This is a genomic window from Arthrobacter sp. 18067 (assembly GCF_902706295.1).
Taxonomy (GTDB): Bacteria; Actinomycetota; Actinomycetes; order Actinomycetales; family Micrococcaceae; genus Arthrobacter.
The window spans coordinates 1-26,882 of the sequence record NZ_CACSJJ010000011.1 but is presented as its reverse complement, the minus strand read 5'-3'; the positions used below and the strand labels follow the sequence as shown (position 1 = coordinate 26,882).

Annotated in this window: 22 protein-coding genes; 17 read left to right on the top strand and 5 right to left on the bottom strand. The window is 63.3% G+C overall.

Annotated features, from left to right (window positions below):
• Nucleotides 1-28 precede the first annotated feature (28 nt).
• Together GVL04_RS12215 and GVL04_RS12210 are read left to right on the top strand one after the other, a co-directional pair.
• Nucleotides 29-1,213 carry a PLP-dependent aspartate aminotransferase family protein gene (locus tag GVL04_RS12215; RefSeq protein WP_159704618.1) on the top strand — a complete coding sequence of 395 codons (1,185 nt, stop codon included), beginning with the start codon at nt 29-31 and terminating at the stop codon, nt 1,211-1,213.
• A gap of 10 nt (nt 1,214-1,223) precedes the next feature.
• Nucleotides 1,224-1,565 carry a DUF2516 family protein gene (locus GVL04_RS12210; RefSeq protein WP_159704615.1) on the top strand — a complete coding sequence of 114 codons (342 nt, stop codon included), beginning with the start codon at nt 1,224-1,226 and terminating at the stop codon, nt 1,563-1,565.
• Between the two features lie 26 nt (nt 1,566-1,591).
• Here GVL04_RS12210 and GVL04_RS12205 read toward each other — a convergent pair whose 3' ends face one another.
• Nucleotides 1,592-2,413 (bottom strand): class I SAM-dependent methyltransferase, encoded by an 822-nt coding sequence (locus tag GVL04_RS12205; RefSeq protein WP_200846834.1) that lies wholly within the window; start codon nt 2,411-2,413, stop codon nt 1,592-1,594.
• 70 nt (nt 2,414-2,483) lie between these two features.
• On the opposite strand from GVL04_RS12205, the gene GVL04_RS12200 reads away from it, so the two are divergent.
• Nucleotides 2,484-3,230: a phosphoglyceromutase gene (locus GVL04_RS12200; protein ID WP_159704613.1), complete on the top strand. Its 747-nt coding sequence runs from the start codon at nt 2,484-2,486 to the stop codon at nt 3,228-3,230.
• Nucleotides 3,231-3,307: 77 nt separating this feature from the next.
• Here the strand turns inward: GVL04_RS12200 and phoU are convergent, their stop codons facing one another.
• A complete protein-coding gene (gene phoU / locus GVL04_RS12195) occupies nt 3,308-3,961 on the bottom strand; it encodes a phosphate signaling complex protein PhoU (RefSeq protein ID WP_024819653.1) in 654 nt (217 codons plus the stop codon).
• Between the two features lie 199 nt (nt 3,962-4,160).
• Between phoU and GVL04_RS12190 the strand changes: the two genes are divergently transcribed.
• Both GVL04_RS12190 and GVL04_RS12185 read left to right on the top strand, forming a co-directional pair.
• Nucleotides 4,161-5,450, top strand: a complete 1,290-nt coding sequence (locus tag GVL04_RS12190; protein WP_200846841.1) for a cell wall metabolism sensor histidine kinase WalK — start codon at nt 4,161-4,163, stop codon at nt 5,448-5,450.
• Entirely contained in the window at nt 5,447-6,127 is a 681-nt protein-coding gene (locus GVL04_RS12185) for a response regulator transcription factor (RefSeq protein ID WP_159704610.1), read from the top strand. Before GVL04_RS12190 ends, GVL04_RS12185 begins: the two co-directional genes overlap by 4 nt.
• 81 nt (nt 6,128-6,208) lie before the next feature.
• On the opposite strand, the gene GVL04_RS12180 is transcribed toward GVL04_RS12185, so the two are convergent.
• Nucleotides 6,209-6,751 (bottom strand): hypothetical protein, encoded by a 543-nt coding sequence (locus GVL04_RS12180; RefSeq protein WP_159704943.1) that lies wholly within the window; start codon nt 6,749-6,751, stop codon nt 6,209-6,211.
• A 293-nt stretch (nt 6,752-7,044) separates the two neighbouring features.
• On the opposite strand from GVL04_RS12180, the gene GVL04_RS12175 reads away from it, so the two are divergent.
• The 6 genes from GVL04_RS12175 to rlmB all read left to right on the top strand — a co-directional run bounded on the left by GVL04_RS12175 (nt 7,045) and on the right by rlmB (nt 11,872).
• Nucleotides 7,045-7,527 (top strand): CarD family transcriptional regulator, encoded by a 483-nt coding sequence (locus GVL04_RS12175; protein ID WP_011690592.1) that lies wholly within the window; start codon nt 7,045-7,047, stop codon nt 7,525-7,527.
• Between the two features lie 99 nt (nt 7,528-7,626).
• Nucleotides 7,627-8,409, top strand: a complete 783-nt coding sequence (gene ispD, locus GVL04_RS12170; RefSeq protein ID WP_159704607.1) for a 2-C-methyl-D-erythritol 4-phosphate cytidylyltransferase — start codon at nt 7,627-7,629, stop codon at nt 8,407-8,409.
• Entirely contained in the window at nt 8,409-8,960 is a 552-nt protein-coding gene (gene ispF, locus GVL04_RS12165; RefSeq protein WP_159704604.1) for a 2-C-methyl-D-erythritol 2,4-cyclodiphosphate synthase, read from the top strand. The genes ispD and ispF overlap by 1 nt, the downstream gene beginning before the upstream one ends.
• Nucleotides 8,953-9,309 carry a hypothetical protein gene (locus GVL04_RS12160; protein WP_159704601.1) on the top strand — a complete coding sequence of 119 codons (357 nt, stop codon included), beginning with the start codon at nt 8,953-8,955 and terminating at the stop codon, nt 9,307-9,309. Before ispF ends, GVL04_RS12160 begins: the two co-directional genes overlap by 8 nt.
• A 35-nt stretch (nt 9,310-9,344) precedes the next feature.
• Nucleotides 9,345-10,799 carry a cysteine--tRNA ligase gene (gene cysS, locus GVL04_RS12155; RefSeq protein WP_159704598.1) on the top strand — a complete coding sequence of 485 codons (1,455 nt, stop codon included), beginning with the start codon at nt 9,345-9,347 and terminating at the stop codon, nt 10,797-10,799.
• Between the two features lie 80 nt (nt 10,800-10,879).
• Complete coding sequence (gene rlmB / locus GVL04_RS12150; protein WP_159704595.1) at nt 10,880-11,872, top strand: 23S rRNA (guanosine(2251)-2'-O)-methyltransferase RlmB; 993 nt, start codon at nt 10,880-10,882, stop codon at nt 11,870-11,872.
• Between the two features lie 223 nt (nt 11,873-12,095).
• Here the strand turns inward: rlmB and GVL04_RS12145 are convergent, their stop codons facing one another.
• A complete protein-coding gene (locus tag GVL04_RS12145; protein WP_159704592.1) occupies nt 12,096-12,905 on the bottom strand; it encodes a carbon-nitrogen hydrolase family protein in 810 nt (269 codons plus the stop codon).
• A gap of 237 nt (nt 12,906-13,142) precedes the next feature.
• Here GVL04_RS12145 and glgX point away from each other — a divergent pair, with 237 nt between their 5' ends.
• From glgX to GVL04_RS12130, 3 genes are read left to right on the top strand one after another with little or no spacing between them, the layout of a single operon-like run.
• On the top strand, nt 13,143-15,257 hold the full coding sequence (gene glgX, locus GVL04_RS12140) for a glycogen debranching protein GlgX (RefSeq protein ID WP_159704940.1): 2,115 nt from the start codon (nt 13,143-13,145) through the stop codon (nt 15,255-15,257).
• Nucleotides 15,258-15,281: 24 nt separating this feature from the next.
• Nucleotides 15,282-15,728, top strand: a complete 447-nt coding sequence (locus GVL04_RS12135; protein WP_159704589.1) for a ribonuclease domain-containing protein — start codon at nt 15,282-15,284, stop codon at nt 15,726-15,728.
• Nucleotides 15,729-15,735: 7 nt separating this feature from the next.
• On the top strand, nt 15,736-16,095 hold the full coding sequence (locus GVL04_RS12130; RefSeq protein ID WP_159704586.1) for a barstar family protein: 360 nt from the start codon (nt 15,736-15,738) through the stop codon (nt 16,093-16,095).
• A 124-nt stretch (nt 16,096-16,219) separates the two neighbouring features.
• Here the strand turns inward: GVL04_RS12130 and glgP are convergent, their stop codons facing one another.
• Complete coding sequence (gene glgP, locus GVL04_RS12125; protein ID WP_200846833.1) at nt 16,220-18,844, bottom strand: alpha-glucan family phosphorylase; 2,625 nt, start codon at nt 18,842-18,844, stop codon at nt 16,220-16,222.
• A 104-nt stretch (nt 18,845-18,948) separates the two neighbouring features.
• Here glgP and GVL04_RS12120 point away from each other — a divergent pair, with 104 nt between their 5' ends.
• From GVL04_RS12120 to GVL04_RS12110, 3 genes are read left to right on the top strand one after another with little or no spacing between them, the layout of a single operon-like run.
• Nucleotides 18,949-21,054 (top strand): alpha-1,4-glucan--maltose-1-phosphate maltosyltransferase, encoded by a 2,106-nt coding sequence (locus GVL04_RS12120; RefSeq protein ID WP_159704580.1) that lies wholly within the window; start codon nt 18,949-18,951, stop codon nt 21,052-21,054.
• Complete coding sequence (gene treS / locus GVL04_RS12115) at nt 21,054-22,850, top strand: maltose alpha-D-glucosyltransferase (protein WP_159704577.1); 1,797 nt, start codon at nt 21,054-21,056, stop codon at nt 22,848-22,850. The genes GVL04_RS12120 and treS overlap by 1 nt, the downstream gene beginning before the upstream one ends.
• Nucleotide 22,851: 1 nt before the next feature.
• Nucleotides 22,852-26,505 carry a 1,4-alpha-glucan branching enzyme gene (locus tag GVL04_RS12110; RefSeq protein ID WP_159704574.1) on the top strand — a complete coding sequence of 1,218 codons (3,654 nt, stop codon included), beginning with the start codon at nt 22,852-22,854 and terminating at the stop codon, nt 26,503-26,505.
• The last annotated feature ends 377 nt before the right edge of the window (nt 26,506-26,882 follow it).

Here is a 26,882-nt window from a genome sequence, read left to right as displayed (position 1 = left end):
CAGCTGGGGCCGCGACTACGCTGAAACCATGAGCCTTTCCGATCAGCACGCCGCCGAATTGTCTCCGGAAACCGTTGTGGTTGCGGCTGGCCGCCCCGAGCGCGCCCACGATGAGCCGGTGAATCCACCCATCGTCTTGTCCTCCACATACTTTGGAACCGGTGCGCTGGGTGACGGAGACCGCGGCTACGGACGCTACGCCAACCCCACCTGGGATCCGTTCGAGGACGCGCTGGCCAAGCTGGAGGGCGCCACCCTCCCCGGGCTGCTCTACGCATCGGGTCTCGCGGCAGTCAGTTCGGCCCTCTCCCTGGTACCTGCCGGTGGCGTCGTCGTGATGCCGTCCCACAGCTATGCGGGTTCGCTCGTGATGGCAACGGAACTGGCAGAGAAGGGCTTCCTGGAACTGCGCACCGTGGACATCGCGGACACCGATGCCGTGAAGGCGCTCATCAGCCCTGAAGGCGGCAAGAAGGCAGACCTCCTCTGGCTGGAAAGCCCCACCAACCCCATGCTCGGCATCGCCGATATCCGCGCCCTCACCGATGCCGCCCACGCCGTCGGCGCCATCGTGGTCACGGACAACACCTTCTCTACACCACTGGTGCAGCAGCCGCTCAGCCTGGGTTCCGACGTCGTTCTCCACTCGGTGACCAAGTACCTGGCCGGGCATTCGGACGTTGTCTTGGGTGCTCTCGTCACGTCCAACCCGGAGCTGCGCGCCACGCTTCTGCACCATCGCATCATCCACGGTGGAATCGCCGGCCCGTTCGAAGCCTGGCTGGCATTGCGTGGCCTCCGCACCTTGGCGCTTCGGATCGAACGTTCGCAGGCATCGGCCGCGACGCTTGCAGAACGCCTCAGCACCCACCCCCGCGTCGAAACCATCCGCTACCCGGGTCTCCCTGCCGATCCCGGCCACGAGCGGGCCAAAGTGCAGATGAAAGGCTTCGGCTCCATTCTCTGCATCCAGATCGCGGGCGACGAGCACCGCAGTGGTGCCGACGCCGCAGACGAACTGGTCCGCGCGTTGGAGCTTTGGCTTCCGGCCACGTCCCTTGGCGGGGTGGAGTCCTTGATTGAACGCCGACGCCGTCACACGGCCGAGCCGCTCAGCGTTCCGGAGAACCTGGTCCGCTTGAGCGTCGGAATCGAGAACGTGGAAGACCTCTGGTCCGACCTCGAGCAAGCGCTGAAGTCGCTGGACGGTTAGGCTAAAGGGCGTGGACGGAAAACTCTTGATTGCCTACGTCACCAACGGGGTCTACTTCATCCTTGGCTTGGTGGCCCTCGCCCTGGAAGTGTGGGCCTTCGCGGACTGCCTGCGCCACCGGCCGACGCTCTTCGTGGCTGCTTCCAAACGGACCAAGACGTTCTGGACCGCGCTCACCGGCGTCGCTTTTGCGATCGGCGCCCTGACGGTCTTCACCGGCGGAAGCGGCCTGGGCCTCTTCGGCATCGCCGCCGTCACCGCGGCGTGCGTGTATCTTGCCGATGTCCGTCCCGCCCTTCGCGAGGCCGGCAGCGGCGGCAACCGCAACGTCGGCCCATACGGCCCCTGGTAAAAAGGCGTTACTGGTCAATCCGGCCGTTATTTAGGCGCCACGGCGTCCCACGCCACGGTCAGTTCACCGAGACGCCACCGCGAGGGACCATCCTGAAGCGGCCACCCGGCGTCGCGCAATGAACGGCACATCCCTGTCCACCGCTGCCGGTTTCCGAACGACGCCAACGGCGCCGCCTCCAGCCAGGCCTTGTCCATGGCCTGCAGGAATGCATGGATGGGCTCGCCCGGCACGTTCCGGTGAATCAGGGCTTTAGGCAGCCGCTCAGCAACTTCCGACGGCAGTTCAAAACTGCCAAACCGGACAGAAAAGCTCAGGCTCAACGGTCGCTCGGAATCCAACGCCACCCATGTGACACGGCGGCCGATCTCGTCGCATGTACCGTCGATGAACAGCCCGCCTGGAGCAAGCCGCGACTGCACCAGGCTCCAGATCCCGGCAACGTCAGCTTCCTCATATTGCCGCAGCACGTTGAAGGCGCGGACCAGAACGGGTTTTCCGGGCACCGGGACTTCGAAGCCGCCCACATGGAAGCTCAGCCCGGGCCGCTCCAGAGCCTTCGCGGTCCGGACCCGCTCCGGTTCAATCTCGATCCCGCAGACCCGGACATCCGGCCTAACGGCCTGCAGCCGTTCAAAAAGCTCGACAGCTGTGGTTGGCGAAGCGCCATAGCCCAGGTCCACCACCAGAGGCTCGACGGCGGCGCGAAGCCGCCATGCTTGCGGCCCGGCAAGCCATCGGTCCAGACGGCGCATGCGGTTGGGATTCGTGGTGCCGCGGGTGATATTGCCGACGGGCTTTCCGCCCCGACTCCGGGGAGAGCCCACCCGTTCCGCTTTTTGCACCACGGCCCCCACTTTATCTCGCGCGGACGTAATGCCCGGCAGGCAATGGAGCCGCTCAGCTAGGATGAAAACCATGACTTACAAGCTGATTCTGCTGCGCCACGGCCACAGCGACTGGAACGCCAAGAACCTGTTCACCGGTTGGGTGGACGTTGACCTGAACGACCAAGGCCGCGGAGAAGCAGTGCGCGGTGGGGAACTCCTGGTTGAGAACAACATCCTCCCGGACGTCCTCTACACCTCGCTCCTGAAGCGTGCCATCAACACGGCCAACATGGCACTGGACAAGGCCAACCGCGGTTGGATCCCGGTCAAGCGTGACTGGCGCCTCAACGAGCGCCACTACGGTGCATTGCAGGGCAAGGACAAGGCCCAGACCCTCGCCGAGTTCGGTGAAGAGCAGTTCATGGAATGGCGCCGCAGCTACGACACCCCGCCGCCGCCCCTGTCCGACGACAGCGAATTCTCGCAGGCACACGATCCTCGCTATGCGGACCTCGGCGATGCCCTGCCGCGCACCGAATGCCTCAAGGACGTCCTGGTCCGCCTGCTCCCTTACTGGGAATCGGACATCAAGGAAGACCTCAAAGCTGGCAAGACCGTGCTGGTCACCGCCCACGGCAACTCCCTGCGCGCCCTCGTGAAGCACCTGGATGGCGTCAGCGACGAAGCCATTGCCGGCCTGAACATCCCCACGGGCATCCCGCTGGTGTACGAACTGGACGAAGACTTCCAGCCGATCACCCCGGGTGGAACCTACCTGGACCCCGATGCTGCGGCCGAAGCCATCCTCGCGGTAGCCAACCAGGGCAAAAAATAACTCCTACGGCACTGGATAAAACAACGATGGCCGGTCACCTCAGGTGACCGGCCGCCGTCGTACTTAATGCGCTGAAGCTAGAAGCCTTCGGGCTGCCATTCGCCCGTCACCAGGTAGGTGACCTTTCGGGCAACCGAGACGCCGTGGTCGGCGAAGCGCTCGAAGTAGCGGCTGGCCAGGGCGACGTCCACAGTGGTGGACGGGCTCTCGCTCCACTCGGGGGAGGCGATCGCCTTGAAGACGCTGAGGTGGAGGTCGTCCACGGCGATGTTGATCTTCAGGATGTCGCGGGCAACCTCAAGGTCGCGGGTCTCGAGAAGCTCGATGACCTTGGCCGTGATTTCGATGTCGTGCTGGGCCATGGCCTTGAAGGTCTGGGTCAGCGAAGCGGGGATAACGGTGGCCGGGTAGCGCAGGCGCGCCAGCTGGGCCACGTGGCGGGCGAGATCGCCCATGCGTTCCAGCGACGCACTCATGCGCAGCGAACCCACAATCATGCGGAGGTCGCTCGCGACAGGACCCTGCAAAGCAAGGATGTCGATGGCTCGCTCGTCGAGGCTGTTCTGCAGGAAGTCGATACGGGCATCTGCCGCGATGACGTCCTGGGCAAGATCCACGTCGGCGCCTTCGAAGGAAGTAGTAGCCTTCGTGATCGCTTCGTGAACCAGCTTGGAGATCTCGATGAGGTCGTCACCTACCTGGGTGAGCTCCTCCTGAAAAACCTTGCGCACTAAGGCGTCCTTTCCTTGGAAATCCCGTTCCCATGGTGGGGGTCGGATTTCAAAACCATTGGCAGTCCAACCAGTAACTGTGTCAGGACCCAGTGAACTGTTCGGCACCTTTAGATGAACGTTAGTTGAACCGTCCGCGTTTGAGGCCGGATCAATGCTTGGCCGTGTTTCCACAGCATAAGCTGGACACGTGGATCCATTGCTCATAGGTGTCGTCGCAGGCCTCGTCGGTCTGTCGTTGGGCGTCTTTGGCATGCTCGCATTCAAGATCAGCGAGCGGCAACGCAGCATTGTCGACCTGGACGTTACTGAACCCCTGCTCCCCGAAGGGGCAGCGGAAGTGCTGGCCGTCGTCGGGCGCGCGTTTGTTGTTGTGGACGCGATCGACGGCGTGGTCCGGGCCAGTCCGGCAGCCTACGCCTACGGCCTCGTCCGCGGGCACACCGTGGTGCACAAGCAGCTCCTGGACATGACTGCGAAGGTCCGCCGCGACGGCGTGATCCTGGAGGAGCAATATGAGCTCCCTCGTGGGCCGCTGGGCAAGGGCACCATTGTGGTCCAGGTCCGCGCAGCCATGCTTGGCTGGGAATACATCGTGCTCCTGGCCGACGACCGCACCGAGATCACCCGCACCGAGGAGATCCGCAACGACTTCGTGGCCAACGTGTCCCACGAGCTCAAAACCCCGGTGGGCGCCATCTCCCTGCTGGCCGAGGCCTTGGAAGCCTCGCCCGATGACGAGGAAGCCGTGCGGCGGTTCGCCAAGCGCATGCACAAGGAGTCCGGCCGGCTTGCAGCCCTGGTTCAGGACATCATTGAACTTTCCCGCCTGCAGGGTGCCAATGTCGCCCAGCAGGGGCACACCGTGGACATCAACACCGTGATCACTGAGGCAGTTGATCGTTCGCAGCTGCCGGCGGAGAGCAAGAACATCCAGATTGTGGTGGGCGGCCACTCCGAGTCGCTGGTGTTCGGTGATCGGGACTTGCTGGTCACCGCGCTGCGAAACCTCATCGACAACGCCATCCGCTATTCACCGGAAAACACCCGCGTTGGCGTCGGCCTCCGAACCCGGGAGGGCGTCGTCGCCATCTCCGTCACGGACCAAGGCGAAGGCCTGACCCCCGAGGACCAGGAACGGGTGTTTGAACGCTTCTATCGCGTTGACGCTGCACGTTCCCGGCACACGGGTGGCACCGGCCTTGGCTTGAGCATCGTCAAGCACGTTGTCTCCAACCACGGCGGCGAGGTGACCGTTTGGTCCCAGCCAGGACAAGGGTCCACGTTCACCATCCGCTTGCCGGAGATGGAAGGCCAGGACGACGACGCCGGCCTTCCGGCTCCCGCTGCCACAACGGTTGCGTCCATCGACGTTGCGGCGGAAGCCGCCGCCGTCGAGCCCCAACAACCTCGTATCCCGAGTCAACCTCGTATCCCGAGTCAACAAGGGGGCGCCAGCGGCGCCCAAGAGCAAGGAGCCAGCGCTTGAGCCGGATTTTGATTGTGGAGGACGAAGAGTCCTTCAGCGACCCCCTGTCCTATCTCCTGGGCAAGGAAGGGTTCGACGTCGAGGTAGTCGACAACGGCACCGACGCCTTGGTGGAGTTCGACCGGAACGGTGCTGACCTGGTTCTGCTGGACCTCCAGCTGCCGGGAACGCCGGGAACGGAAGTGTGCCGGCAGTTGCGCCAGCGCTCCAGCGTGCCTGTCATTATGTTGACGGCCAAGGACTCGGAAATCGACAAGGTGGTGGGCCTGGAGTTGGGTGCAGACGACTACGTCACCAAGCCCTATTCGTCCCGGGAACTCGTAGCCCGTGTCCGCGCTGTCCTCCGCCGCCAAGGCGAGCCCGAGGAACTCATCACGTCAACTGTGCAGGCCGGGCCAGTCCGGATGGACATCGAACGCCACGTGGTGAGCGTCAACGGCGAGCAGGTGTCCCTCCCGTTGAAGGAGTTCGAGCTTCTGGAGATGCTGCTCCGCAACTCAGGGCGCGTCCTGACCCGGGGGCAGCTCATCGACCGCGTATGGGGCTCGGACTATGTCGGCGATACCAAAACGCTGGACGTCCACGTGAAGCGCCTCCGCAGCAAGATCGAGCCCGATCCCTCCGCTCCGCGTTACCTGGTGACGGTGCGCGGGCTGGGCTACAAGTTCGAGCCGTAAAGCCAAAAGCCATACAACAAAGGAAGGGTCCCGCCGCGGCGGGACCCTTCCTTTGTTGTATGGCTTGTAGCGTGCTGCCTGCTAGTGTCCGGCTGCTGCGGACTCCGTGGGCGTTGCCGTGGAGGTCGACGTCGACGTTGCTGTCGGGGTCGGCGTGGACGGCAGGTACTTCGCGTACTCGGGGAGCGTGCCATCAACCACCGGTACGTTGATCGTTGCGGAGTCGGAGCCGCTGCGGATGGTGATGGGGGTCAGACCACCAGGGATAACGCCTGCGGTGCTGAGGATCGCGGCATCAGCGGTGTCGTTCAGGTACGTCTCAGAGTTGGCCTTGACCGGAATCTCGGTCTGGGCGCCGTTGGCACCGCTCAGTGTGAGGGTGGCGTCACTGCTGGACTGGTTGAACACAGCACCGATGACACGACCAGGCTCGTTCTCGCCCGAGGCAATAATCAGGATGTTGCGCAACTGCAACGGACCAAGATCAGCTTTGATCCCGTCCGATGCCGAATACTGGTGGGTAGTCTGCTGGGCGTTGACGAAACCACAGCCGGTGACGGACAGAAGACCGACGCCGATTGCAGCCGCCGCAATTGCCAGCTTGCCGCGCTGGACAGGGTTCATCGCAGTATTGCGCACGACACCTACTCCTCAAGAGTCATTGGAACACTTTTCAGCCATAGCCTATCGGCAAACCCCCCAAAATAAGGATTCGGGAAGGCATTGTGGCGCAGTCAACTGAGAAGATCTCCGCGCCAGGTTGCTTGCTCGAAGCATCTTTCCCAGGTTTCGTCAAGAGGTTGGAGGAAGTCGTTTAAGGCCTTATTCCCTGTATTGGCGCGGCTGGAGGGCCCGTCCGATGCCAGTCGTATGCCTTAACCGTGATAGACTAATCTGCGGGAAAGGGGAAAGTCCACATGGTTTTTGAGGTCGGCGAGACAGTAGTTTACCCTCACCACGGTGCAGCAAAAATTGAGGAAATCAAGATGCGCACCATCAAGGGCGAAGAGAAGATGTATCTCAAGCTCAAGGTGGCTCAGGGTGATCTGACCATTGAAGTTCCAGCAGAGAACGTTGACCTTGTTGGGGTCCGGGACGTAGTGGGCAAAGAAGGCTTGGAGCACGTATTTGACGTTCTCCGCGCCGAGTTCACTGAAGAGCCTACCAACTGGTCACGTCGTTACAAGGCGAACCTGGAGAAGCTTGCTTCGGGCGATGTCATCAAGGTGGCAGAGGTCGTTCGCGATCTTTGGCGTCGTGATCACGATCGCGGCCTTTCCGCAGGCGAGAAGCGGATGCTGGCCAAGGCGCGGCAGATTCTGATTTCAGAACTGGCCCTGGCTGAGAAGACAGACGAAGAGAAGGCTGCAAGCGTTCTTGACGAGGTCTTGGCTTCCTAAGAATTGAGCCCGGTGGTGCGAAAGCGCCGCCGGGTTTCTTTTTGCCAAAAAGCATCTGAAGATACTTGATCATCAAGTATCTTCAGTAACCTTGGGCCCATGAGTACTCCTTCGAAGCGCGCTGTCACGGCCGTGATCGTGGTCGCCGCCGGTTCCGGTGAACGGCTCGGCTACGGCATGCCCAAAGCCCAGGTTCCGCTCGGCGGCGAAGCCATCCTGATGCACGCACTCCGCGGCGTGGTCGCGTCGGATGTCGCGCGCCAGATCTGCATTGCCGTGCCCAAGGGCGACACCGAACTTCGCGAGCTGATTGCCAATTTCACTATTGACCTGGTGGATGGCGGCCCGGAAATTTCAGTGGTCGACGGCGGTTCGTCCCGGGCGGATTCCGTCCGCGCTGCTTTGGCTGCTTTGGAGGACGGGACCGAATTCGTGCTGGTCCATGATGCGGCCCGCGCCCTGGCTCCGGAGCGCGTGTTCCAACGCGTCGCCGACGCCTTGGCCTCCGGTGCGAAGGCCGTCATCCCCACAATGCCGGTGGTGGACACCATCAAGACCGTCGCCGAGACCAACGGCACGGACTCCCACATCGCCCCGGAGGTGGTCACCGGAACAGCGCCCCGCGAACACCTCAGGGCCGTCCAGACCCCTCAGGGCTTCGAACTGGCTACCCTGCGCCAGGCCCACCAAGCTGCTGAGCTCTTCGATGACAAACAGGCCGCCACCGTGACGGATGACGCCATGTTGGTTGAACTTCTGGGGGTTCCGGTCCACGCTGTCCGCGGAGCCAGCCAGTCCCTTAAGATCACGACTCCACTGGACCTCATCATCGCCAAAGGCCTTCTGGAAGGCCCGCTGGGTATCCGTTGGGTGGAGGGCTGATGACCCCGAACGTGGTCCTGCCCCGGACCGGCATCGGCATCGACGTGCACGCGTTCGCCCCGGAAAACGACCCCCAGCCGCTCTGGTTGGGTGGGCTCTTCTGGGAAGGTGAGCAAGGCCTTTCAGGGCATTCCGACGGCGATTGCGTCGCCCACGCAGCCGCGGACGCGCTGTTTTCGGCCTGCGGTATCGGTGACCTGGGCACCCACTTCGGAACGGATCGCCCCGAGTTCGCTGGCGCCTCCGGTGTAAAGCTCCTTGGTGAAGCGGCACGCATTGTGCGCGCTGCTGGATTCGAGATCGGGAACGTTGCAGTGCAGTTCGTGGCCAACCGTCCCAAGTTCGGCCCCCGTAGGGAAGAATCCCAGCGGGTTCTTACCGCAGCCGCAGATGCTCCTGTCAGCGTCACGGCAACCACCAGCGACGGACTGGGTTTCACAGGCCGCGGCGAAGGAATTTCCGCCGTTGCCACGGCGCTCGTGTACCCGGTCAGCGGCCGTGAGGCGGCGTCGGCGGAGCCGGGTCCCGCGAAAGGTGCGCCGCATGGTTAAGCTACGTGCCGGCGTCGTGCGTTCCGCAGTGGCGCTGTCCGCGGGCCTTACTGCTGCGCTCCTGCTGGGCGGTTGTGCGGGGACTCCGAAGATGGATGTGACGGCCAGTTGCGAGTTCCTGAACAACGATGCCTTCAGACCCGATGGCAACCAACAGCAGCAGTCCAAGCAGATCGCTGCGCATTATCACGAGATCGCGGACAAGTTGGCTCCTGAGATCGGCAACCCGATCAAGGAAATGGCGGCGATCATGGACCAAGCAGCGGCGTCGTCGCTCGGAGCCGCCACCCCCGACCAGCAGGAGAAGCTCAAGGTTCAGTTCAACAAGATCGGCGAATACTGCAAGTAGGCAGGTCACGTCGCGTCATCGGCTAATCTGGAGCGGTGACCCTGCGCTTCTATGACACCGCTTCCGCCGAAGTCCGCGACTTCGTTCCCCTCGAAGACGGCAAGGCCAGCGTGTACTACTGCGGGGCCACCGTTCAGGGAATGCCGCACGTGGGCCACGTCAGGTCGGCCATCGCCTTCGACCAACTGACTCGCTGGCTTGAATTCCGGGGCCTTCGGGTCACCGTGGTCCGCAACGTCACCGACATCGACGACAAAATCCTGGCCAAGTCCGCGCAATCCTTCGGACCGGACTGGGACGCTGAGCCGTCCGCGCGCCAGGCCGAAGAGTGGTGGGCCCTCGCGTACCGGTACGAGCAGGAGTTCGAGGGCGCCTACGAAACCTTGGGCGTCCAGCGGCCCACCTACGAACCCCGCGCCACCGGGCACATCCCGGAAATGCATGCTCTCATCCAGCGCCTGATCGACCGCGGCCATGCTTACCCCGCCTTGGACGACTCCGGCGACGTCTATTTCGACGTGCGTTCCTGGAGTAAGTACGGCTCGCTGACGCGGCAGAACATCGACGACATGCAGGGAGCCCCCGACGCCGACCCTCGAGGCAAGCGCGACGCCCGCGACTTCGCGCTGTGGAAGGGGTTCAAGGACGGCGAACCCGTCACCGCCAAGTGGGATTCCCCTTGGGGCGCCGGACGTCCCGGATGGCACCTCGAATGCTCTGCAATGGTCACCAAGTACCTTGGCACGAGTTTCGATATCCACGGCGGGGGACTGGACCTCCGCTTCCCGCACCACGAAAACGAGATGGCACAGTCCCAGGCGGCCGGGGACGGGTTCGCCAATTTCTGGATGCACAACGGCATGGTCACCTTCGAGGGCGAAAAGATGTCAAAGTCCATCGGCAATACGGTGAGCCCGGCCGAAATGCTCGAACTCGCTTCACCCAGAGTGGTTCGCTACTACCTGGGACAGGCGCACTACCGCTCCATCCTGGATTACCGGCCCACCTCGCTGCAGGAGGCCGCAGCCGCTGTCGAGCGCATTGATGGTTTCATTCACAAGGCCTCCACCAAGGTGGGTGCAGACGTCTCAGGCGTTTCCCCGCAGGCCAACATGCCGGCTGCCTTCACCGCAGCCATGGACGATGACCTCAATGTGCCACAGGCCCTCGGCGTGCTTCACGAAACGGTACGGGCAGGCAATACAGCCTTGGCCTCCGGGGAGCTCGACGCTGCGAAGTCCGCCCTCTACAGCGTGCTGTCCATGACAGAGGTGCTGGGACTGGACGCAGTAAAACGTCCGGAAGCTGTCCAAGGGCGCGAACACGCTGCCCTGGAAGTGTTGATCGAAGCTCAACTCGATGCCCGGGCCGCCGCGCGGGCCGCCAAGGACTGGGCCGCATCCGACGCGATCCGCGACACGCTCGCCGCCGCCGGCGTCGTCGTCGAAGATGGTGCGGACGGCGCCACCTGGAGCCTCAAACGCGACTGACAAACGGCCGCGGCGGCCGAATTGCATCGGGTCAGTAGACTTGATTCCAGACTTACTCACAAAATCAAGGATGGAATCTCATGGCCAACAACGGTCGCCGGTCGGTCAAGCAGAAGAAGGGCCCCTCCACCGGAACCGGTGGCCACGGCCGCAAGGCCCTGGAGGGCAAGGGTCCCACGCCCAAGGCGGAGGACCGCACCTACCACAAGGCATACAAGAACAAGCAGCTCGCTGAGCGCTCAGCTGCCAAGCGCGGCACAGGCACCCGCCCCGGCGGCGCCGGTGCCCGTTCCGGCCCCAAGGGCCGTGCAACGGAAGAGCTGGTTACCGGCCGCAACTCGGTGGTCGAAGCCTTGCGCGCGGGCATTCCGGCCAAGGCATTGCACGTCGCCATCCGCATCGAGATGGACGACCGCGTCAAGGAATCCCTCAAGCTTGCGGCCGAGCGTGGCATCCCGTTGCTCGAAACCGGCAAGGTTGAGCTGGACCGCATGACCGAGGACGCTGTGCACCAGGGCCTCGTCCTGCAGATCCCGCCATACGAATACGAGGACGCCTACGACCTCGCGGAGACAACCCTGGCCAAATGGAAGAAGGGGCACATCTCCAACGCCCCCATCTTCGTTGCACTGGACGGCATCACCGACCCCCGCAACCTCGGCGCCATCATCCGCTCCGTCTCCGCGTTCAGCGGCCACGGCGTGATCGTTCCCGAGCGTCGTTCCGTCGGCGTTACCGCGTCCGCCTGGAAGACCAGTGCCGGTGCCGCTGTCCGCGTACCCGTTGCCCGCGCGTCGAACCTCAACAACGCACTCAAGCAGTTCAAGAACATGGGCATCTACGTGCTCGGCCTGGACGGCGACGGCGACGTTTCGCTCCCAGACCTCAGCGTCGCCACGGAACCCGTGTGCATCGTAGTGGGCTCCGAAGGCAAGGGCCTCAGCAGGCTCGTCCGCGAAAACTGCGACCAGATCGTCTCGATCCCGATCGACTCCGCCATGGAGTCGCTCAACGCATCCATGGCCGTCGGAATCTCACTGTACGAAGTGTCGAGGCAGCGCGCCGCCAAGTAGTCCTTGGTGGGGCGGTGCGGCCGTCATCCTCGCTCAGGCGCCGCAAGGGCCATCCTCCGAATGCTCGATCGTTCCTCGCTTGGACGCATGCTTCCGGATGGCCCTTGCGGCGCCTTTCGTGTGCCTTGAGTCCGACGCTCTCTCACCTCTCGTCGGTTTTTGGCGGACGCTCTCTCACTTTTCGTCGGTTTTTGGCGGACGCTCGCTCAATGCTGAAATGGCGTCAGAAGCGGTGGCGGTTCGCCAGCACCGGGAGTTTTTGTCGGGCTTCCTTCACTACCGTGGGGTCGAGGTCGGCGAAGATGAGGCCCGGTTCGCCTTCGAGGGCTTCCAGGACCTGGCCGAAGGGGGACACGATGGCGGAGTACCCCACTCCTGTGGGTGCGGCACCCTTGGCCTCGATGCCCTGCGTGGCCGGATCTCCTTGGCCGCAGGCGAGCACGAACGTGGTGGTGTCCACGGCGCGGGCGCGGGCGAGGAGTTGCCACTGCTCGGCTTTGCCCGGACCCGATCCCCACGACGCCGAGACGATGTTGACCACGGCGCCGCGATCGGCGTTGGCCGTAAACAGCGCAGGGAACCGGATGTCGTAGCAGGTGGCCAAGCCAAAGGTGAGGCCGCCGGCGTCGAACGTTATGGGGTCCGTACCCGCCTCAACGGTGTCAGATTCCGCGAAGCCGAACGCATCGAAAAGGTGGATCTTGTCGTAGCTTGTTTCGACGCCCGGTCCGGTGGCGAGCAGAGTGTTTCGCACGCGGTGGGACCCTGAATCCGAGGGAGCGCCGGGGGTGAACATGCCCGCCACGATCACCATTTGCAGTTCGTCGGCAATGGCGCGCACGCGGCTGGCCCACGGCCCTTCCAAAGGTTCGGCGATGTCCAGCAACGAGTTCCCGAACGCGCGCATCATGGCCTCGGGGAACACCACCAGTTCGGCGCCGCCGTCCTTGGCCAGGCGGGCGTACTCCTCCAGGAGCCGCAGGTTGTCGGCCAGATCCCGGCCGGTGATGACTTGGGCGAGTGCCACGCGCACGATAGAACCTCCAGTTGTCTCCGTCCCAGTATGCCAAGCGGGCGCCCCGGAGGCGTCCCATGCGACACATTGACGTAGTCCCCACAGCCTGAATCCGGTTCCGGAACAACGTTCCAGCACGTGAGCGGCACATGAAATCTGGCGCTTAGCGCGCAAGTAATGAAATCGCTACGCAGAACGTCGTCACATGAGTAGCCGGCGCGGCACATACTTGGCGTGGAACTAAACTTGCAAGCAATGGTTATGCCTATTTTTGACACAGCAGCCGCCGTCGACGCCCCGCGGCCACGGCCCCTCGGACTGAGCACGCCCCAGCCCGGCTTCGCCGATGCCGGAAACACGCAGAACCATCACGTGAACGTGGCAGTTTTCGCGCCCGACCTGGAGCAGGTAGAGATTGCCTTCCAGGCTCCCGGCGAACCGTGGCGCGCCCACATCCTTCCCAACGTCGAGGACGGCGTGCATTTCGGGCTGGTGAGCGGGATGCCGCCGGGCACCCGTTATGGCTTCCGCGCGGCACCTTCCGAGACCGGCCTCCCCATGTCCGTGCCGGCTTTGGACCTGGACGACGACGGCGATCAGCGGCTGCTGCTCGATCCTTACGGTCGCGCTGTGGACCAGCGGGGCGAGTTCCTCACGAGCGTCCACCTGGAAACCGGCTTTGACTGGGGCGATGACCAACCGCCGCGTGTTCCGCTGCGAACCTCGGTCATCTACGAGGCCCACGTCCGTGGCCAGACGATGCTTCACCCGGATATCCCGGAGCACCTCCGCGGCACCTACGCCGGCATGGCGCACCCGGTGATGATCCAGCACCTCACAGAGCTTGGCATCACCGCTGTCCAGCTCCTGCCAATCCATTTCCACTTGGACGAGTCACATCTCCAGGACCTTGGCATGACCAACTACTGGGGCTACAACACGGCTGCCTTCTTTGCCCCGCATTCGGACTACGCAACCGAAGCTGCGCGCAACGCCGGCCCCCACGCGGTGCAGGACGAGCTCAAGGGCATGATCAAGTTGCTGCACGCAGCGGGCATCGAGGTCATCCTGGACGTGGTGTACAACCACACCGCCGAAGCAGGTCCGGACGGGCCTGCCCTCAGCTTCCGTGGACTGGCCGAGAAGCGGTATTACCGGCACGATGCCCACGGGCGCTACTTGGACACCACCGGCTGTGGCAACACCTTGGACTTCAGCGATCCCGTAGTAGTGGATCTGGCCCTGGATTCCCTGCGGTACTGGGTAAACGACTTCCACGTGGATGGCTTCCGCTTCGACCTCGCAGTGACCCTATGCCGGGACGCGGGCAACACGTTCGATCCCCAGCACCCCTTCCTGCAAGCCATTGCCGAGGATCCGGTATTGTCGGCGGTTAAGCTCATCGCCGAGCCTTGGGACGTTGGCTATGGTGGCTGGCAGACAGGCCGCTTCCCGCAGGGGTGGTCGGATTGGAATGACCACTTCCGAGACGGTGTCCGCAGCTTCTGGCTGTCTGACCGTGCCGCCATCGAAGCAGGCGGCCAGGGCGGTTCCGTGGCCTCGTTGGCTGAGCTCATGGCCGGTTCCGCGAACCTCTTCGCCTCGTCCGGGCGCACCCGGCTGGCCTCGGTCAACTTCATCACGGCCCACGACGGCTTCACCCTCAAGGACTTGGTCAGTTACGACCGTAAGCACAACGAGGCCAACGGCGAGCAGAACCGCGACGGCCACGGAGATAACCGCAGCTACAATCACGGCGTGGAAGGCAGGAGCGAGAACGAGGCCATCGTTGCCGCCCGTGCCCTATCCGTTCGGAACCTGATGGCCACCCTGCTGTTGTCCTTCGGCGTCCCCATGATCACAGCCGGCGATGAACTTGGCCGCACCCAGCAGGGCAACAACAACGCCTACTGCCAGGACAATCCCACGGCATGGCTGGACTGGAGCCGAACCCAGGAAGCCAACGCCATGTTCAGGACCACACGGGAGCTGGTCAGGCTCCGCCGCTGGTTCCTGCGGCATCAGCCTGAGAGCTTCCCCGGCAACGCGAACGATTCCAGCCTGCAGTGGTTTGACGATAAGGGTAAGCGGATGACGCCGGCGCGCTGGAACGACCCCAACGTGCGCTCCGTCCAGCTCCTGATGGGCCATGAGGACAGCGAAATTCGTGGCCTGATCGTGGTTAATGGCAGCAACCAGGACGTGAAGATGGTCCTGCCGGAGATCCTCAGCGAATCGGGCATCGGCAAGCGCATGTTTGAACTTCGTTTCACCACGTCGGTGTTGCACGACCGCCGGAAGGGCGCGTTGGTGGCCTCCGGCGAGCGGGATATCCTGCAAGCCAACACCATCAACATCTACCGCACGTAGGCACACCAATCAGGAGTTCTTCGCATGAACCGCAGCCGCAGCAAACTCGTGGCTTTCGCGGGACTGGTGATCGCCGTCGTCGTGCTGGTGGTCGCCATGGTGGGCGGCAGCGGGCTGACAGCCCAAACCACGACGCCGGAGCCTGGCTCCGCGACGTCGGCCGCCTCCGCTGTGGCAAACCCTTCGACCCTGCCCACCATCAATGCCTCGCAGCTACCCAAGGAAGCCCGGCAGACGCTGGCCCTTATCGCGAAGGGTGGCCCGTACCCGTACGACCGCGACGGCGTTAACTTCGGCAACTTCGAAGGCCTCCTGCCCAAGAAATCCGGTGGCTTCTACAAGGAATACACGGTTCAGACGCCCGGAGAATCCGACCGCGGCGCCCGCCGGATCATCGTGGGCAAGGACGCCGCCAAGTACTACACCGCGGACCATTACGAGTCGTTCAAGTTCATCGTCGAAGGCAAGTAGGAGCACCATGAAGATCTATTCCGCAGACACCTGGACCCTCGAAGAACTACGGGAGCAGGTTGCTGACGCCGGCCGGAGAACCGTCATGGTTCCCCCGGCAACAACAAAGCAGGCGGTCTTGGAGGTCTTCGGCCAAGTACTCGATTTCCCCGAGTACTACGGCGTGAACCTTGACGCCTTGAACGACTCCCTGCACGACTACGCCGATGCCCTGTCAGAGGATGACGGCAGCCCGGTCACCATGATCTGGCAAGTCCCGGCGGCCTACCGCACGGACCGTTCCTTCGGCGTAGTCTGCGAGATCCTGCAGGACGCAGAGCGGTACGCCGGCCGGGACCTCGCAGTCATCGCGGTTTTCGAGAACTAAAATCGCCGAACCGGCCTAACTGCCACACGCCCTACTGGGCAACAGTGGTCCGGAAGCGTGCGTCAAAGGCGAGGAACGAGCCAGCACGCGGAGGATCAGTGTTGCCCAGCGGGCGGACACAGGCTTAGGCGTTCGCGATCAACCCCAGTTCAGCCTTGGAAGCCAGTGCCGTGTGCTTCGGGAACACTCGTACCGTGTAGCCGAAGGAGCCCGAGCGGTTGATGACCACGGATCCGTGGAAGAGGTGGCGTCCGCCGCCCAGGTCTTCCAAGGAGTCCAGCTCGGCCACCACGATGTCCTCGAGTTCGTCGGATTCCTCTGCGCGGCCGAAGGCCACCTCCACGGACACGTCATCCGGGGTGAGGCTGTTGAGGGCCACGTAGGCGTTGACCTGAAGGCTGTCGCCCACCTGGGGTTCCTCGGAGACACCCACGGAGTCAACGTGTTCCACCACGACCTGGGGCCACGCGTTCCGGACCTTGGTGGTCCAGGCGGCGAGTTCCTTGGCTTCCTTGAAGGATTCGGCAACAGCCCTGCGTCCGGATACAGCGGCCGGGCAGTAGAGGTTGTTGACGTAGTCGTGGAGCATGCGTTCGGCCGAGACTGCGGGACCCAGGTTGGCCAGCGTGTGCTTGATCATCGATACCCAGTGCGTGGGTACGGTCTCGCGGCTGGACTCGGAGGGTCCTGCGGCACCGGCACCCTGGGCCACGGTGGTTCCGTAGAATCGTGGCGCCACCTGGTTCTCGAGCAGCTCGTAGAGTGCCGATGCCTCGATGTCGTCCCGTTCATCGGCTGAGGCGCCGTTGTTGGCGGTGGGGATCGCCCAACCGTTTTCGCCGTCGTACATTTCGTCCCACCAGCCGTCAAGGACGGACAGGTTGAGCGAGCCGTTGATGGCGGCTTTCATCCCGGAGGTGCCGCAAGCTTCCAGCGGGCGGAGCGGGTTGTTGAGCCAGACGTCGCAGCCGGGGAACAGCGTCCGGGCCATGGCGATGTCGTAGTTCGGCAGGAACACGATCCTGTGCCGCACTTCGGGGTCGTCGGTGAAGCGCACCAGGTCCTGGATCATCTTCTTGCCGGCGTCGTCAGCGGGGTGCGACTTGCCGGCGATGACCAGCTGGATGGGGTGCTTCGGATCCAGCAGGAGGGCCTTCAAGCGTGCGGGGTCCCGCAGCATGAGGGTGAGCCGCTTGTACGTGGGCACACGGCGCGCGAAACCGATGGTGAGCACGTCCGGGTCCAGCACTGAATCGGTCCAGCCGAGTTCGGCATCTGCTGCGCCGCGTTTCTTCCACGAAGCCCGGAGCCGGCGTCGAACGTCGTCGATGAGCTGGGCGCGCAGTTCCCTGCGGAGGCCCCAGACGTCTTCATCGCTGACGTTGTAGGCCAAGTCCCAACGTCCCAGTGCTTCGGCTTCGGCCCCGAACTGGGTCCGTGCCAGGGAAGAGATGCGGGGGTCCACCCACGTGGGCACGTGGACGCCGTTGGTGACGGAGGTGATGGGGATTTCGGAGTGGTCGAATCCTGGCCACAGGCCGGCAAACATCTCGCGGGACACCACGCCGTGCAGCTTGGCTACGCCGTTGGCGCGCTGCGCCAGTCGAAGGCCCATCACGGCCATGTTGAAAACGGACGGGTTGCCGCCGTCGTAGTTTTCACGGCCGAGCTCAAGGATCCGGTCCGTCGGTACGGAGGGCGCCAGCCCGGCTTCGAAGAAGTGCTTGATCTGCACGGTCTCGAAGCGGTCGATGCCTGCCGGGACGGGCGTGTGCGTCGTGAAGACGGTGGAGGCGCGACCTGCGGCGAGGGCTTCGTCCCAGCTGAGGGGCTCGTTGGGATCGGACATGGCTTCCTGGATGCGTTCGATCCCCAGGAAACCTGCGTGGCCTTCGTTGGTGTGGAACACTTCCGGCGCGGGCGTGCCTGTGAGTTCCTGGTAGACGCGGAGGGCCTTGACGCCGCCCATGCCCAGGAGGAGTTCCTGCTGCAGCCGGTGGTCGCCGCCGCCACCGTAGAGGCGGTCGGTGATGCCGCGCGCGGCTTCGTCGTTGGAGGGGACGTTGGAGTCCAGCAGCAGCAGCGGAACGCGTCCGACGTCGGCACGCCACACGTGCGCGTGAAGCTCGCGGCCGTTGGGCAGCGGCAGGGAGATCTGGACCGGCTTTCCGGGGACGCCGTCCTTGGCCGCGTGGCGGAGCAGGGTCAGCGGCAGGCCGTCGGGGTCCAGCACGGGGTAGGTTTCCTGCTGCCAGGCGTCGCGGGACAGCGACTGCTTGAAGTAACCGGCCTGGTAGAGGAGACCAACGCCGATCAGCGGCACCCCGAGGTCGGACGCGGCCTTGAGGTGGTCGCCTGCCAGGATGCCAAGGCCGCCGGAGTATTGCGGAAGTACTTCCGTGATACCGAACTCGGGGGAGAAGTAGGCAATGCAGGCCGGAGCGTCTTCGCCGAGGCCCTGGTACCAGCGAGGTTCGCTGAGGTACCGGTCCAAGTCGGCGGCGGCGTGCTGCACGCGGTCCACTACTTCGCCGTTGTTGGCCAGGTCCTGCAACTGTTCGCGGCTGATCGACCCAAGAAGAGCTATGGGGTCGTGCTGCGACGCCTCCCAGAGAGCCGGGTTGAGGCTCGCGAAAAGTTCCCGAGTGGGGCGGTGCCATGACCAACGTAAATTGGTGGCCAGACGTGCCAGGGGCCGGATGGGCTCGGGGAGGACGGTACGGACTGTAAACCTTCGAATTGCCTTCACGAGCGCCACACTAACGGACTCACATGGCAGTCGGAACCGCATTGGGTTTCTTTTAGGTAAAAGACATCTTGCGTCGAGAAGAAAGGTCGTGTGCTTAGCATTCTGTGATGTTTGTCGCTAACGTCGTGCTTGTGACGAATACCGTGCGAACCATCACCGCTCTGAAATCCAAGACGAAAACGGACATCACCGACGGACTTCGCTTCGGCCGGTTCCCCATCACGGCCGTTCAGCCGGTTGTTGAGGGTGGCCGTTTCCCGGCGAAGGCCTTGCCGGGGGAGGACCTCGTGGTTGGCGCCACGGTGTTCCGTGAAGGCCATGACCAGCTGGGTGTTTCCGCCGTGCTGCTCGATCCCAGGGGCAGGGAGCGCCAGCGCGTGCGTCTGAGCCCTGCACAGGGTGAGCAGTGGAAGGGCCTGGACCGCTGGGAGGGCCTGATCACGCCGGGCGGCACAGGGGCATGGTCGTTCGTTATCGAGGCTTGGCATGACCGCTACGGAACGTGGCACCACAATGCAGAGGTGAAGGTCGCTGCCGGCATCGACGTCGAGTTGATGCTCGCCGAGGGCGCCGCCCTCCTGTCAGGAGCAGCCGACGACGCCGGACGTACCGGCGCGGAAAAGCGCACCCTGCGTGCCGCTTCCCTTGTGCTGGCAGACCCCACCAAAACCGCCGAACAGCGCCTCGGTGCCGGTTTCAGCCCGGAGGTGCTGGCCGCCGTCGAACGTCTTCCGATCCGCGAGCTGGTGACCGTTTCGGAGCGTTTCCCGCTCCAGGTGGAGCGCGACCTCGCAGGCCGCGGTTCCTGGTACGAGTTCTTCCCGCGCTCAGAGGGAGCCGTGGTGGACCACTCCACTGGAGTGTGGACTTCCGGTAATTTCCACACAGCTGCCAAGAGGCTCGACGCCGTGGCGGACATGGGCTTCGACGTCATCTACCTGCCGCCCATCCACCCGATCGGCTTCCAGCACCGTAAGGGCCGCAACAACACGTTGACGCCCGGGCCGCAGGATCCCGGTTCGCCGTGGGCCATCGGCTCCAAGGACGGTGGCCATGATGCCATCCACCCGGAACTGGGGACGTTCGAAGACTTCGACGCGTTCGTGGCGCGTGCCAACGATCTGGGACTTGAGGTTGCTTTGGACCTCGCCCTGCAGGCGGCTCCGGACCACCCTTGGGTGACGTCCAACCCCGAATGGTTCACCACCCGAGTGGACGGTTCCATTGCCTACGCAGAAAACCCGCCGAAGAAGTACCAGGACATTTATCCCCTGAACTTCGACAATGATCCCACCGGCCTCTCCAAGGAAATTCTGCGGATCGTGCAGTTGTGGATCAGCCATGGTGTGAAGATTTTCCGCGTGGACAATCCCCACACCAAGCCTGTCTGGTTCTGGGAATGGCTGATCGGCAAGATCAACAAAAAGAACCCCGAGGTTGTTTTCCTGGCGGAAGCCTTCACCCGCCCCCCGATGATGCACGCGTTGGGTCGCGCAGGATTCCAGCAGTCCTACACGTACTTCACGTGGCGGAACACCAAGACGGAGCTGGAACAGTACTTCCACGAGGTCAGCCACGAGAGCCCGGCGTTCTTCCGCCCGAACTTCTTTGTGAACACCCCGGATATCCTCACCGAGTACCTGCAGTATGGCGGTCCGGCAGCCTTCCGCATCCGGGCTGCGCTGGCCGCGACGGCCAGCCCGCTCTGGGGTGTCTACGCCGGTTATGAGTTGTATGAGCACGTGGCCCGTCCGGGCGCCGAAGAGTACATCGACAACGAAAAGTACGAGTACAAGGCGAGGGACTGGGAAGGTGCAGCCGAGTCCGGACGCACGCTGGCTCCCTACATCACCAGGCTCAACACGATCCGCAAGGATCACGTTGCCCTGGGCGACCTGCAGAACCTGACGCTGCACAGCAGCACGGATGATGCCACGATCGTGTACTCCAAGCACAAGACGCTGCCGGACGGCACCAAGGACACCTTGATCGTTGTGGTCAACGTGGATCCGCACAGCGCCCGCGAGAGCACGGTCTCCCTGGACCTGGCGGCCCTGCAACTGGACTCCCGGGATCTCAACGACGACGGCCGGTTCCGGGTGGATGACCTGATCACGGGCCAGAGTTGGGAGTGGGGCGAGCACAACTACGTCCGGCTGGATGCCCATGTGGAACCGGCTCACATCCTGAGCATCCGGAGGCAGCCTTAGTGAGTTTTTCTCCGCAGAACCCAAGCCAGTACTTCACTCCGAAGAACACCTTCGAGTTGAACGCCCCAGGTCTCCAGCATGATCCCAACTGGTACCGAAAGGCAGTCTTCTACGAGGTACTGGTGCGGGCCTTTGCGGATGCCAACGGGGATGGTTCCGGCGACTTCCATGGGTTGATCGAGAAGCTGGATTACCTGCAGTGGCTCGGCGTTGACTGCCTGTGGTTGCCGCCGTTCTTCCATTCCCCGTTGCGCGATGGCGGCTATGACATCGCGGACTACACGTCAGTATTGGACGAGTTCGGCACCATCAGCGACTTCAAGCGGCTGGTTGCCGAGGCACACGCCCGCGGCGTCAGGGTGATCATCGACCTTCCCTTGAACCACACGTCCGACCAGCACCCATGGTTCCAGGAATCCCGCAAGGATCCCACAGGTCCCTATGGCGATTTCTATGTGTGGAGCGATACCGATGAGAAGTACCAGGACGCCCGCATCATCTTCGTTGACACCGAGGAATCGAACTGGACGTTCGATCCCATCCGGCGGCAGTTCTTCTGGCACCGTTTCTTCAGCCACCAGCCGGACCTGAACTTCGAGAACCCCAAGGTCATCGAGGCCCTCTATGACGTGGTCCGGTTCTGGCTGGACCAGGGGATCGATGGCTTCCGGGCCGACGCCATTCCGTACCTGTTTGAGGAAGACGGCACCAACTGCGAGAACCTGCCGGCTACGCACACCTTCCTGCAGGACCTTCGGCGCATGGTGGACGCTAACTATCCCGGCAGGGTGATCATTGCCGAGGCCAACCAGCCCCCGCATGAAGTGGTGGAGTATTTCGGCACCGAGGAAGCGCCCGAATGCCACATGGCGTTCCACTTCCCCATCATGCCGCGGCTTTACTACGCACTCCGGGACCAGAAGGCCGCGCCCATCATCGAGACCTTGCGCGACACCCCGGAAATTCCAAAGGGTGCCCAGTGGGGAACTTTCCTGCGGAACCACGATGAACTCACCCTGGAGATGGTGCCGGGGGAGGAACGTGCCGCCATGTTGGGCTGGTATGCCCCAGATCCCCGGATGCGCGCCAACATCGGCATCCGACGGCGCTTGGCGCCTCTGTTGGACAACTCCCGCTCGGAGATCGAGCTCATCAACGCTTTGCTGCTCTCCCTGCCGGGCAGTCCCTTCCTGTACTACGGGGACGAAATCGGCATGGGAGACAACATCTGGCTCGATGACCGCGATGCCGTCCGCACTCCTATGCAGTGGAACCCGGATCGCAACGCCGGTTTCTCGGGAGCAGATCCGGGCAAGCTGTACCTTCCGGTCATCCAGTCGCTCGTCTACAACTACAGCATGGTCAACGTTGAAGCCGAGGCAGCGCACTCGGGTTCACTGTTGCGCTGGACCCGGCAGATCCTCAGCGTGCGCAAGAACCACCCGGTGTTTGGCCTGGGCGGTTTCCGGCACATTGAAGCGGACCATGAGGTGGTGCTTGCCTACGTTCGGGAATTGCCGGCGGGCAACCCCGAGGGGGAGGACGCCGAAACCATTCTGTGCGTCTTCAACCTCTCCCAGCACCCCGTGGCGGCAACATTGGACATCCCTGAGTTCGCGGGCCGCGGCCTGCGCGATATTTTCGGCGGCCAGCCCTTTCCGGCCGTCGGCGACAACGGTCATCTGACCGTGATGCTGGGCAGCCACAGCTTCTACTGGCTGAGGGTCCGCTCGGCCTTTTCCAATCCCTCGTCGCCTTTTACCCAGGCGATTCCCGTGGTGACCTCCAAAGGATGAGATGAGCAAGGAAAACTTGAACCCCTCCGTTGAAGGACTTCTCCGTAACTGGCTTCCAGGCAAGCGTTGGTTCCCGGTCAATAGCCCCGATTTTGCGCTGGAGCAGGTGGGCGGTTTCAGCCTCCCGGGCAATGGCGGTGACACTAATTTTGAGGTGGTGCTGCTGGCAGTGACCTACCGGACGGCCGACGGCGGTCCCCGGACTGACGTGGTCCAGGTTCCGTTGAGCTATCGGAGCCAACCGCTGGTGGACGCTCCGGCGGCCTTGGTGGGCGAGTTTACCGACGATTCGGGCCTCCACCTGATCTACGACGCCGTCTTCGATTCCGAGTTTGTCGCCGCCTGGTTGGAGCTGATGCGCAGCGAGGGACTTGAGGGCGGCGCCCAAGGGCACCTGACCCGCGGACGCGTCGCGCTCCCGGAAACACCCACCTCCGTACGCGTTCTGTCCGGGGAGCAGTCCAACACGTCCGTCATCATCGACGACGGCGATTCGGCGGCGATCGTGAAGATCTTCCGTGTGCTGGCGGCTGGCAAAAATCCCGAGGTTGAACTGGGCGCCGCCCTGACCGCAGCCGGAACCAGCGAGGTTCCCGCGACGCTCGGCTGGATCACGGGCTCGTGGCAAGGACCGGCGTCGAACGGTCCGGCAGCGGCGACTGGCGAGCTGACAGTGGCCCATGAATTCCTGGTCGGAGGATTGGATGCCTGGCGGTTGGCAGTAGAGGCAGCCGCAGCCGGCAAGGATTTCACCGCCGAGGCCCGTGGGCTCGGGGCGGCCACCGCGACGGTCCACGCCAGGCTCGCGCAAACCTTTGGAACCCAGGACGGCCAGGGACAGGGTCCGGACATCATCGCAACTGTTGTCCGGCGCGTCCGCCAGTCGTGGGCAGAAGCCTCATCCGCCGTCGGGCCTTATGACGACAACCTGGACGAACTGTTGGCGGCTCTGGATCCCCGGGACGTTGGCCAGTTGCAGCGTGTCCACGGTGACCTCCATCTGGGGCAGATCCTCTTGGTTCCCGGCGCCGAAGGGCAGCCGGGACGTTGGGCGATTCTCGACTTCGAGGGGGAGCCGCTACGGACCATTGATGAACGTAATACTCCTGATCTTCCCCTCCGCGATGTCACGGGCATGCTGCGATCGTTTGACTATGCCGCCGGCGCCGCCACGCGCGAAAATGCGGACGCCAAGGTCCACGAATCCTGGGTGGACGAGTGCGCACAAGCGTTCCTTGAGGGGTACAGCGAAGTCACTCCCGGAACCATAGACCGCCGCTCGCCGCTCTTTGTGGCATTGTGGCTGGACAAGGCTTTATACGAGGTGGTTTACGAGCTGCGGAACCGGCCCGACTGGCTGTCCATTCCGGTGAATGCATCGCGAAGAATCCTCGACAACTCAAGCCGCGGCAAGCATGCGGCAGCTATAGCGGAAGGTAAAGACATGACTGGCTCTGCACGCACCGAACGGCCCCGAGTCCCATTGCATGTGGACTCCGAGACCTTGGAACGCGTGGCAGCCGGCGCCTACCATGCGCCGCATTCTGTCCTCGGCGCACATCTGGACGACCACGGCCACGTCACCATCCGGACGGTGAAGCACCTCGCCAAGTCCGTGGCGGTGGTGACCGAAACCGGCCGCACCGACATGACGCACGAAGCGCATGGGGTGTGGGCCGCCGTCCTGGAACCGCTGCAGGCCGGCCACGTGCCGGACTACCGTTTGGAAGTGGTGTACGACGCCGAACCCGTCATCATCGATGACCCGTACCACTACCTGCCTACCGTAGGTGAGGTGGACCTGCACCTCATCGGCGAAGGTCGTCATGAACGCCTGTGGGACGTCCTCGGTGCGCACGTACAGCACTACAGTTCCGCGCTCAGCGACGTAGACGGGGTCTCGTTCGCTGTCTGGGCTCCGAACGCCCAGGCTGTCCGGGTCAAGGGCGACTTCAATGGATGGGACGGGCGCTCGCATGGAATGCGCTCGCTGGGTTCATCCGGCGTCTGGGAACTCTTCATTCCAGGTGTTGTAGCAGGGGCGTGCTACAAATACGAGATCCTCACGAAGGCCGGTCACTGGGTAGAGAAGGCCGATCCCTTGGCTTTCGGCACCGAGGTTCCGCCGCTGACCGCCTCACGCGTCGTGGACCCCAGCTACCGCTTCAAGGACGCGGAATGGATGAGCGCCCGCGCCCGGAAGGACCCGCATAACTCGCCCATGAGCGTCTACGAAGTCCATTTGGGCTCGTGGCGCCTGGGCCTTGGCTACAAAGAACTGGCCAAAGAGCTCGTGGAGTACGTCAAATGGCTTGGCTTCTCGCACGTTGAGTTCATGCCGGTGGCCGAGCACCCCTTCGGCGGGTCCTGGGGCTACCAGGTGACGTCCTACTTTGCCCCGACGTCGCGGTTCGGGCACCCGGATGAGTTCCGGTTCCTGGTGGACTCGCTGCACCAGGCGGGCATTGGCGTGCTCCTGGACTGGGTACCCGCCCACTTCCCCAAGGATTCCTGGGCGCTGGCGCAGTTTGACGGCCAGCCGCTGTACGAGCACTCCGACCCCGCACTCGGCGAGCACCCTGACTGGGGAACGCTGATCTTCGACTTCGGACGAAGCGAGGTCAGGAACTTCCTGGTGGCCAATGCGCTGTACTGGCTGGAGGAGTTCCACATCGATGGCCTGCGCGTGGACGCCGTGGCCTCCATGATCTACCTGGACTACTCCCGTGAGGAGGGACAGTGGCGTCCCAACAAGTTCGGCGGACGCGAAAACCTCGAGGCGATTTCCTTTATGCAGGAAGTCAACGCCACTGTTTACAAGTCCCACCCGGGCGCCATCATCATCGCCGAGGAATCCACGGCGTTCCCAGGGGTCACCGCTCCCACCAACCACGGCGGCCTGGGCTTTGGCCTGAAATGGAACATGGGGTGGATGCACGATTCCCTGAAGTACATCTCCGAAGACCCCATCAACCGCAAATGGCATCACGGCACCATCACGTTCTCCATGGTCTACGCCTTCACGGAGAACTTCCTGCTGCCCATCAGCCACGACGAAGTAGTTCACGGCAAGGGTTCCATGCTCCGGAAGATGCCTGGTGACCGTTGGCAGCAGCTGGCAAACCTCCGGGCCTTCTTTGCCTACCAGTGGGCACACCCGGGCAAACAGCTCATCTTCATGGGCAGCGAGTTTGGCCAGGAAGCCGAATGGTCCGAGCAATATGGACTGGACTGGTTCCTCGCCGACATTCCCGCGCACCGGGGACTCCAGCTGCTGGTCAAGGATCTTAACGAGCTGTACTCGTCCACACCGGCCCTCTACGAACGGGACAACGAGGCTGGTGGCTTCCAGTGGATCAATGGCGGGGACGCCGACCACAACGTCCTGACCTTCATTCGCTGGGATCACAACGGCAAGCCGTTGGTCTGCGCCGTGAACTTCTCCGGCGGTCCGCACCAGGACTACATCCTGGGAGTTCCGTCTGCGGGGGAGTGGAGGGAAGTCCTGAGCACCGACTCCGAAACGTACGGCGGCTCCGGTGTGGTCAACGCGGGATCGTTGAAGGCTTCGACGCCGGGGACGGACGGCCAGCCTGCAGCACTGACCGTCACACTTCCTCCCCTTGGCGCTTCGTGGTTCGCGCCGGCTGAGTAGAGTCTTGGATCCACGCGGGATTCAGTAGGTCGGGAAGGGCCCGGAGCCACGCGCTCCGGGCCCTCTTCCCTTTGTTTCCGGGGATTTTGCTTGGAAGAGGAGGCATGTCGCTGAGCGGTTTTGCCATCCCGGTCGAGTAGGGGTATAGTTAGTACCCGCGCTGCTCCCCAGTGGAGGACGGTGAAACTGACAAGAAACCGCAAGGAAAATCAAGTCAAGTTCGCCGATTTGACCCGGAGGCAGGCAGCGTGTAAGTTTGAAAAGTTGCTCCGGAGCGATCCTGGACCCTGTGGGGTGTGGGTGGTGCCGGTAGTGTCTGTTGTTTGAGAACTCAATAGTGTGCCAAGTTTGTTGATACCGATTGTTTTTCAATTGGT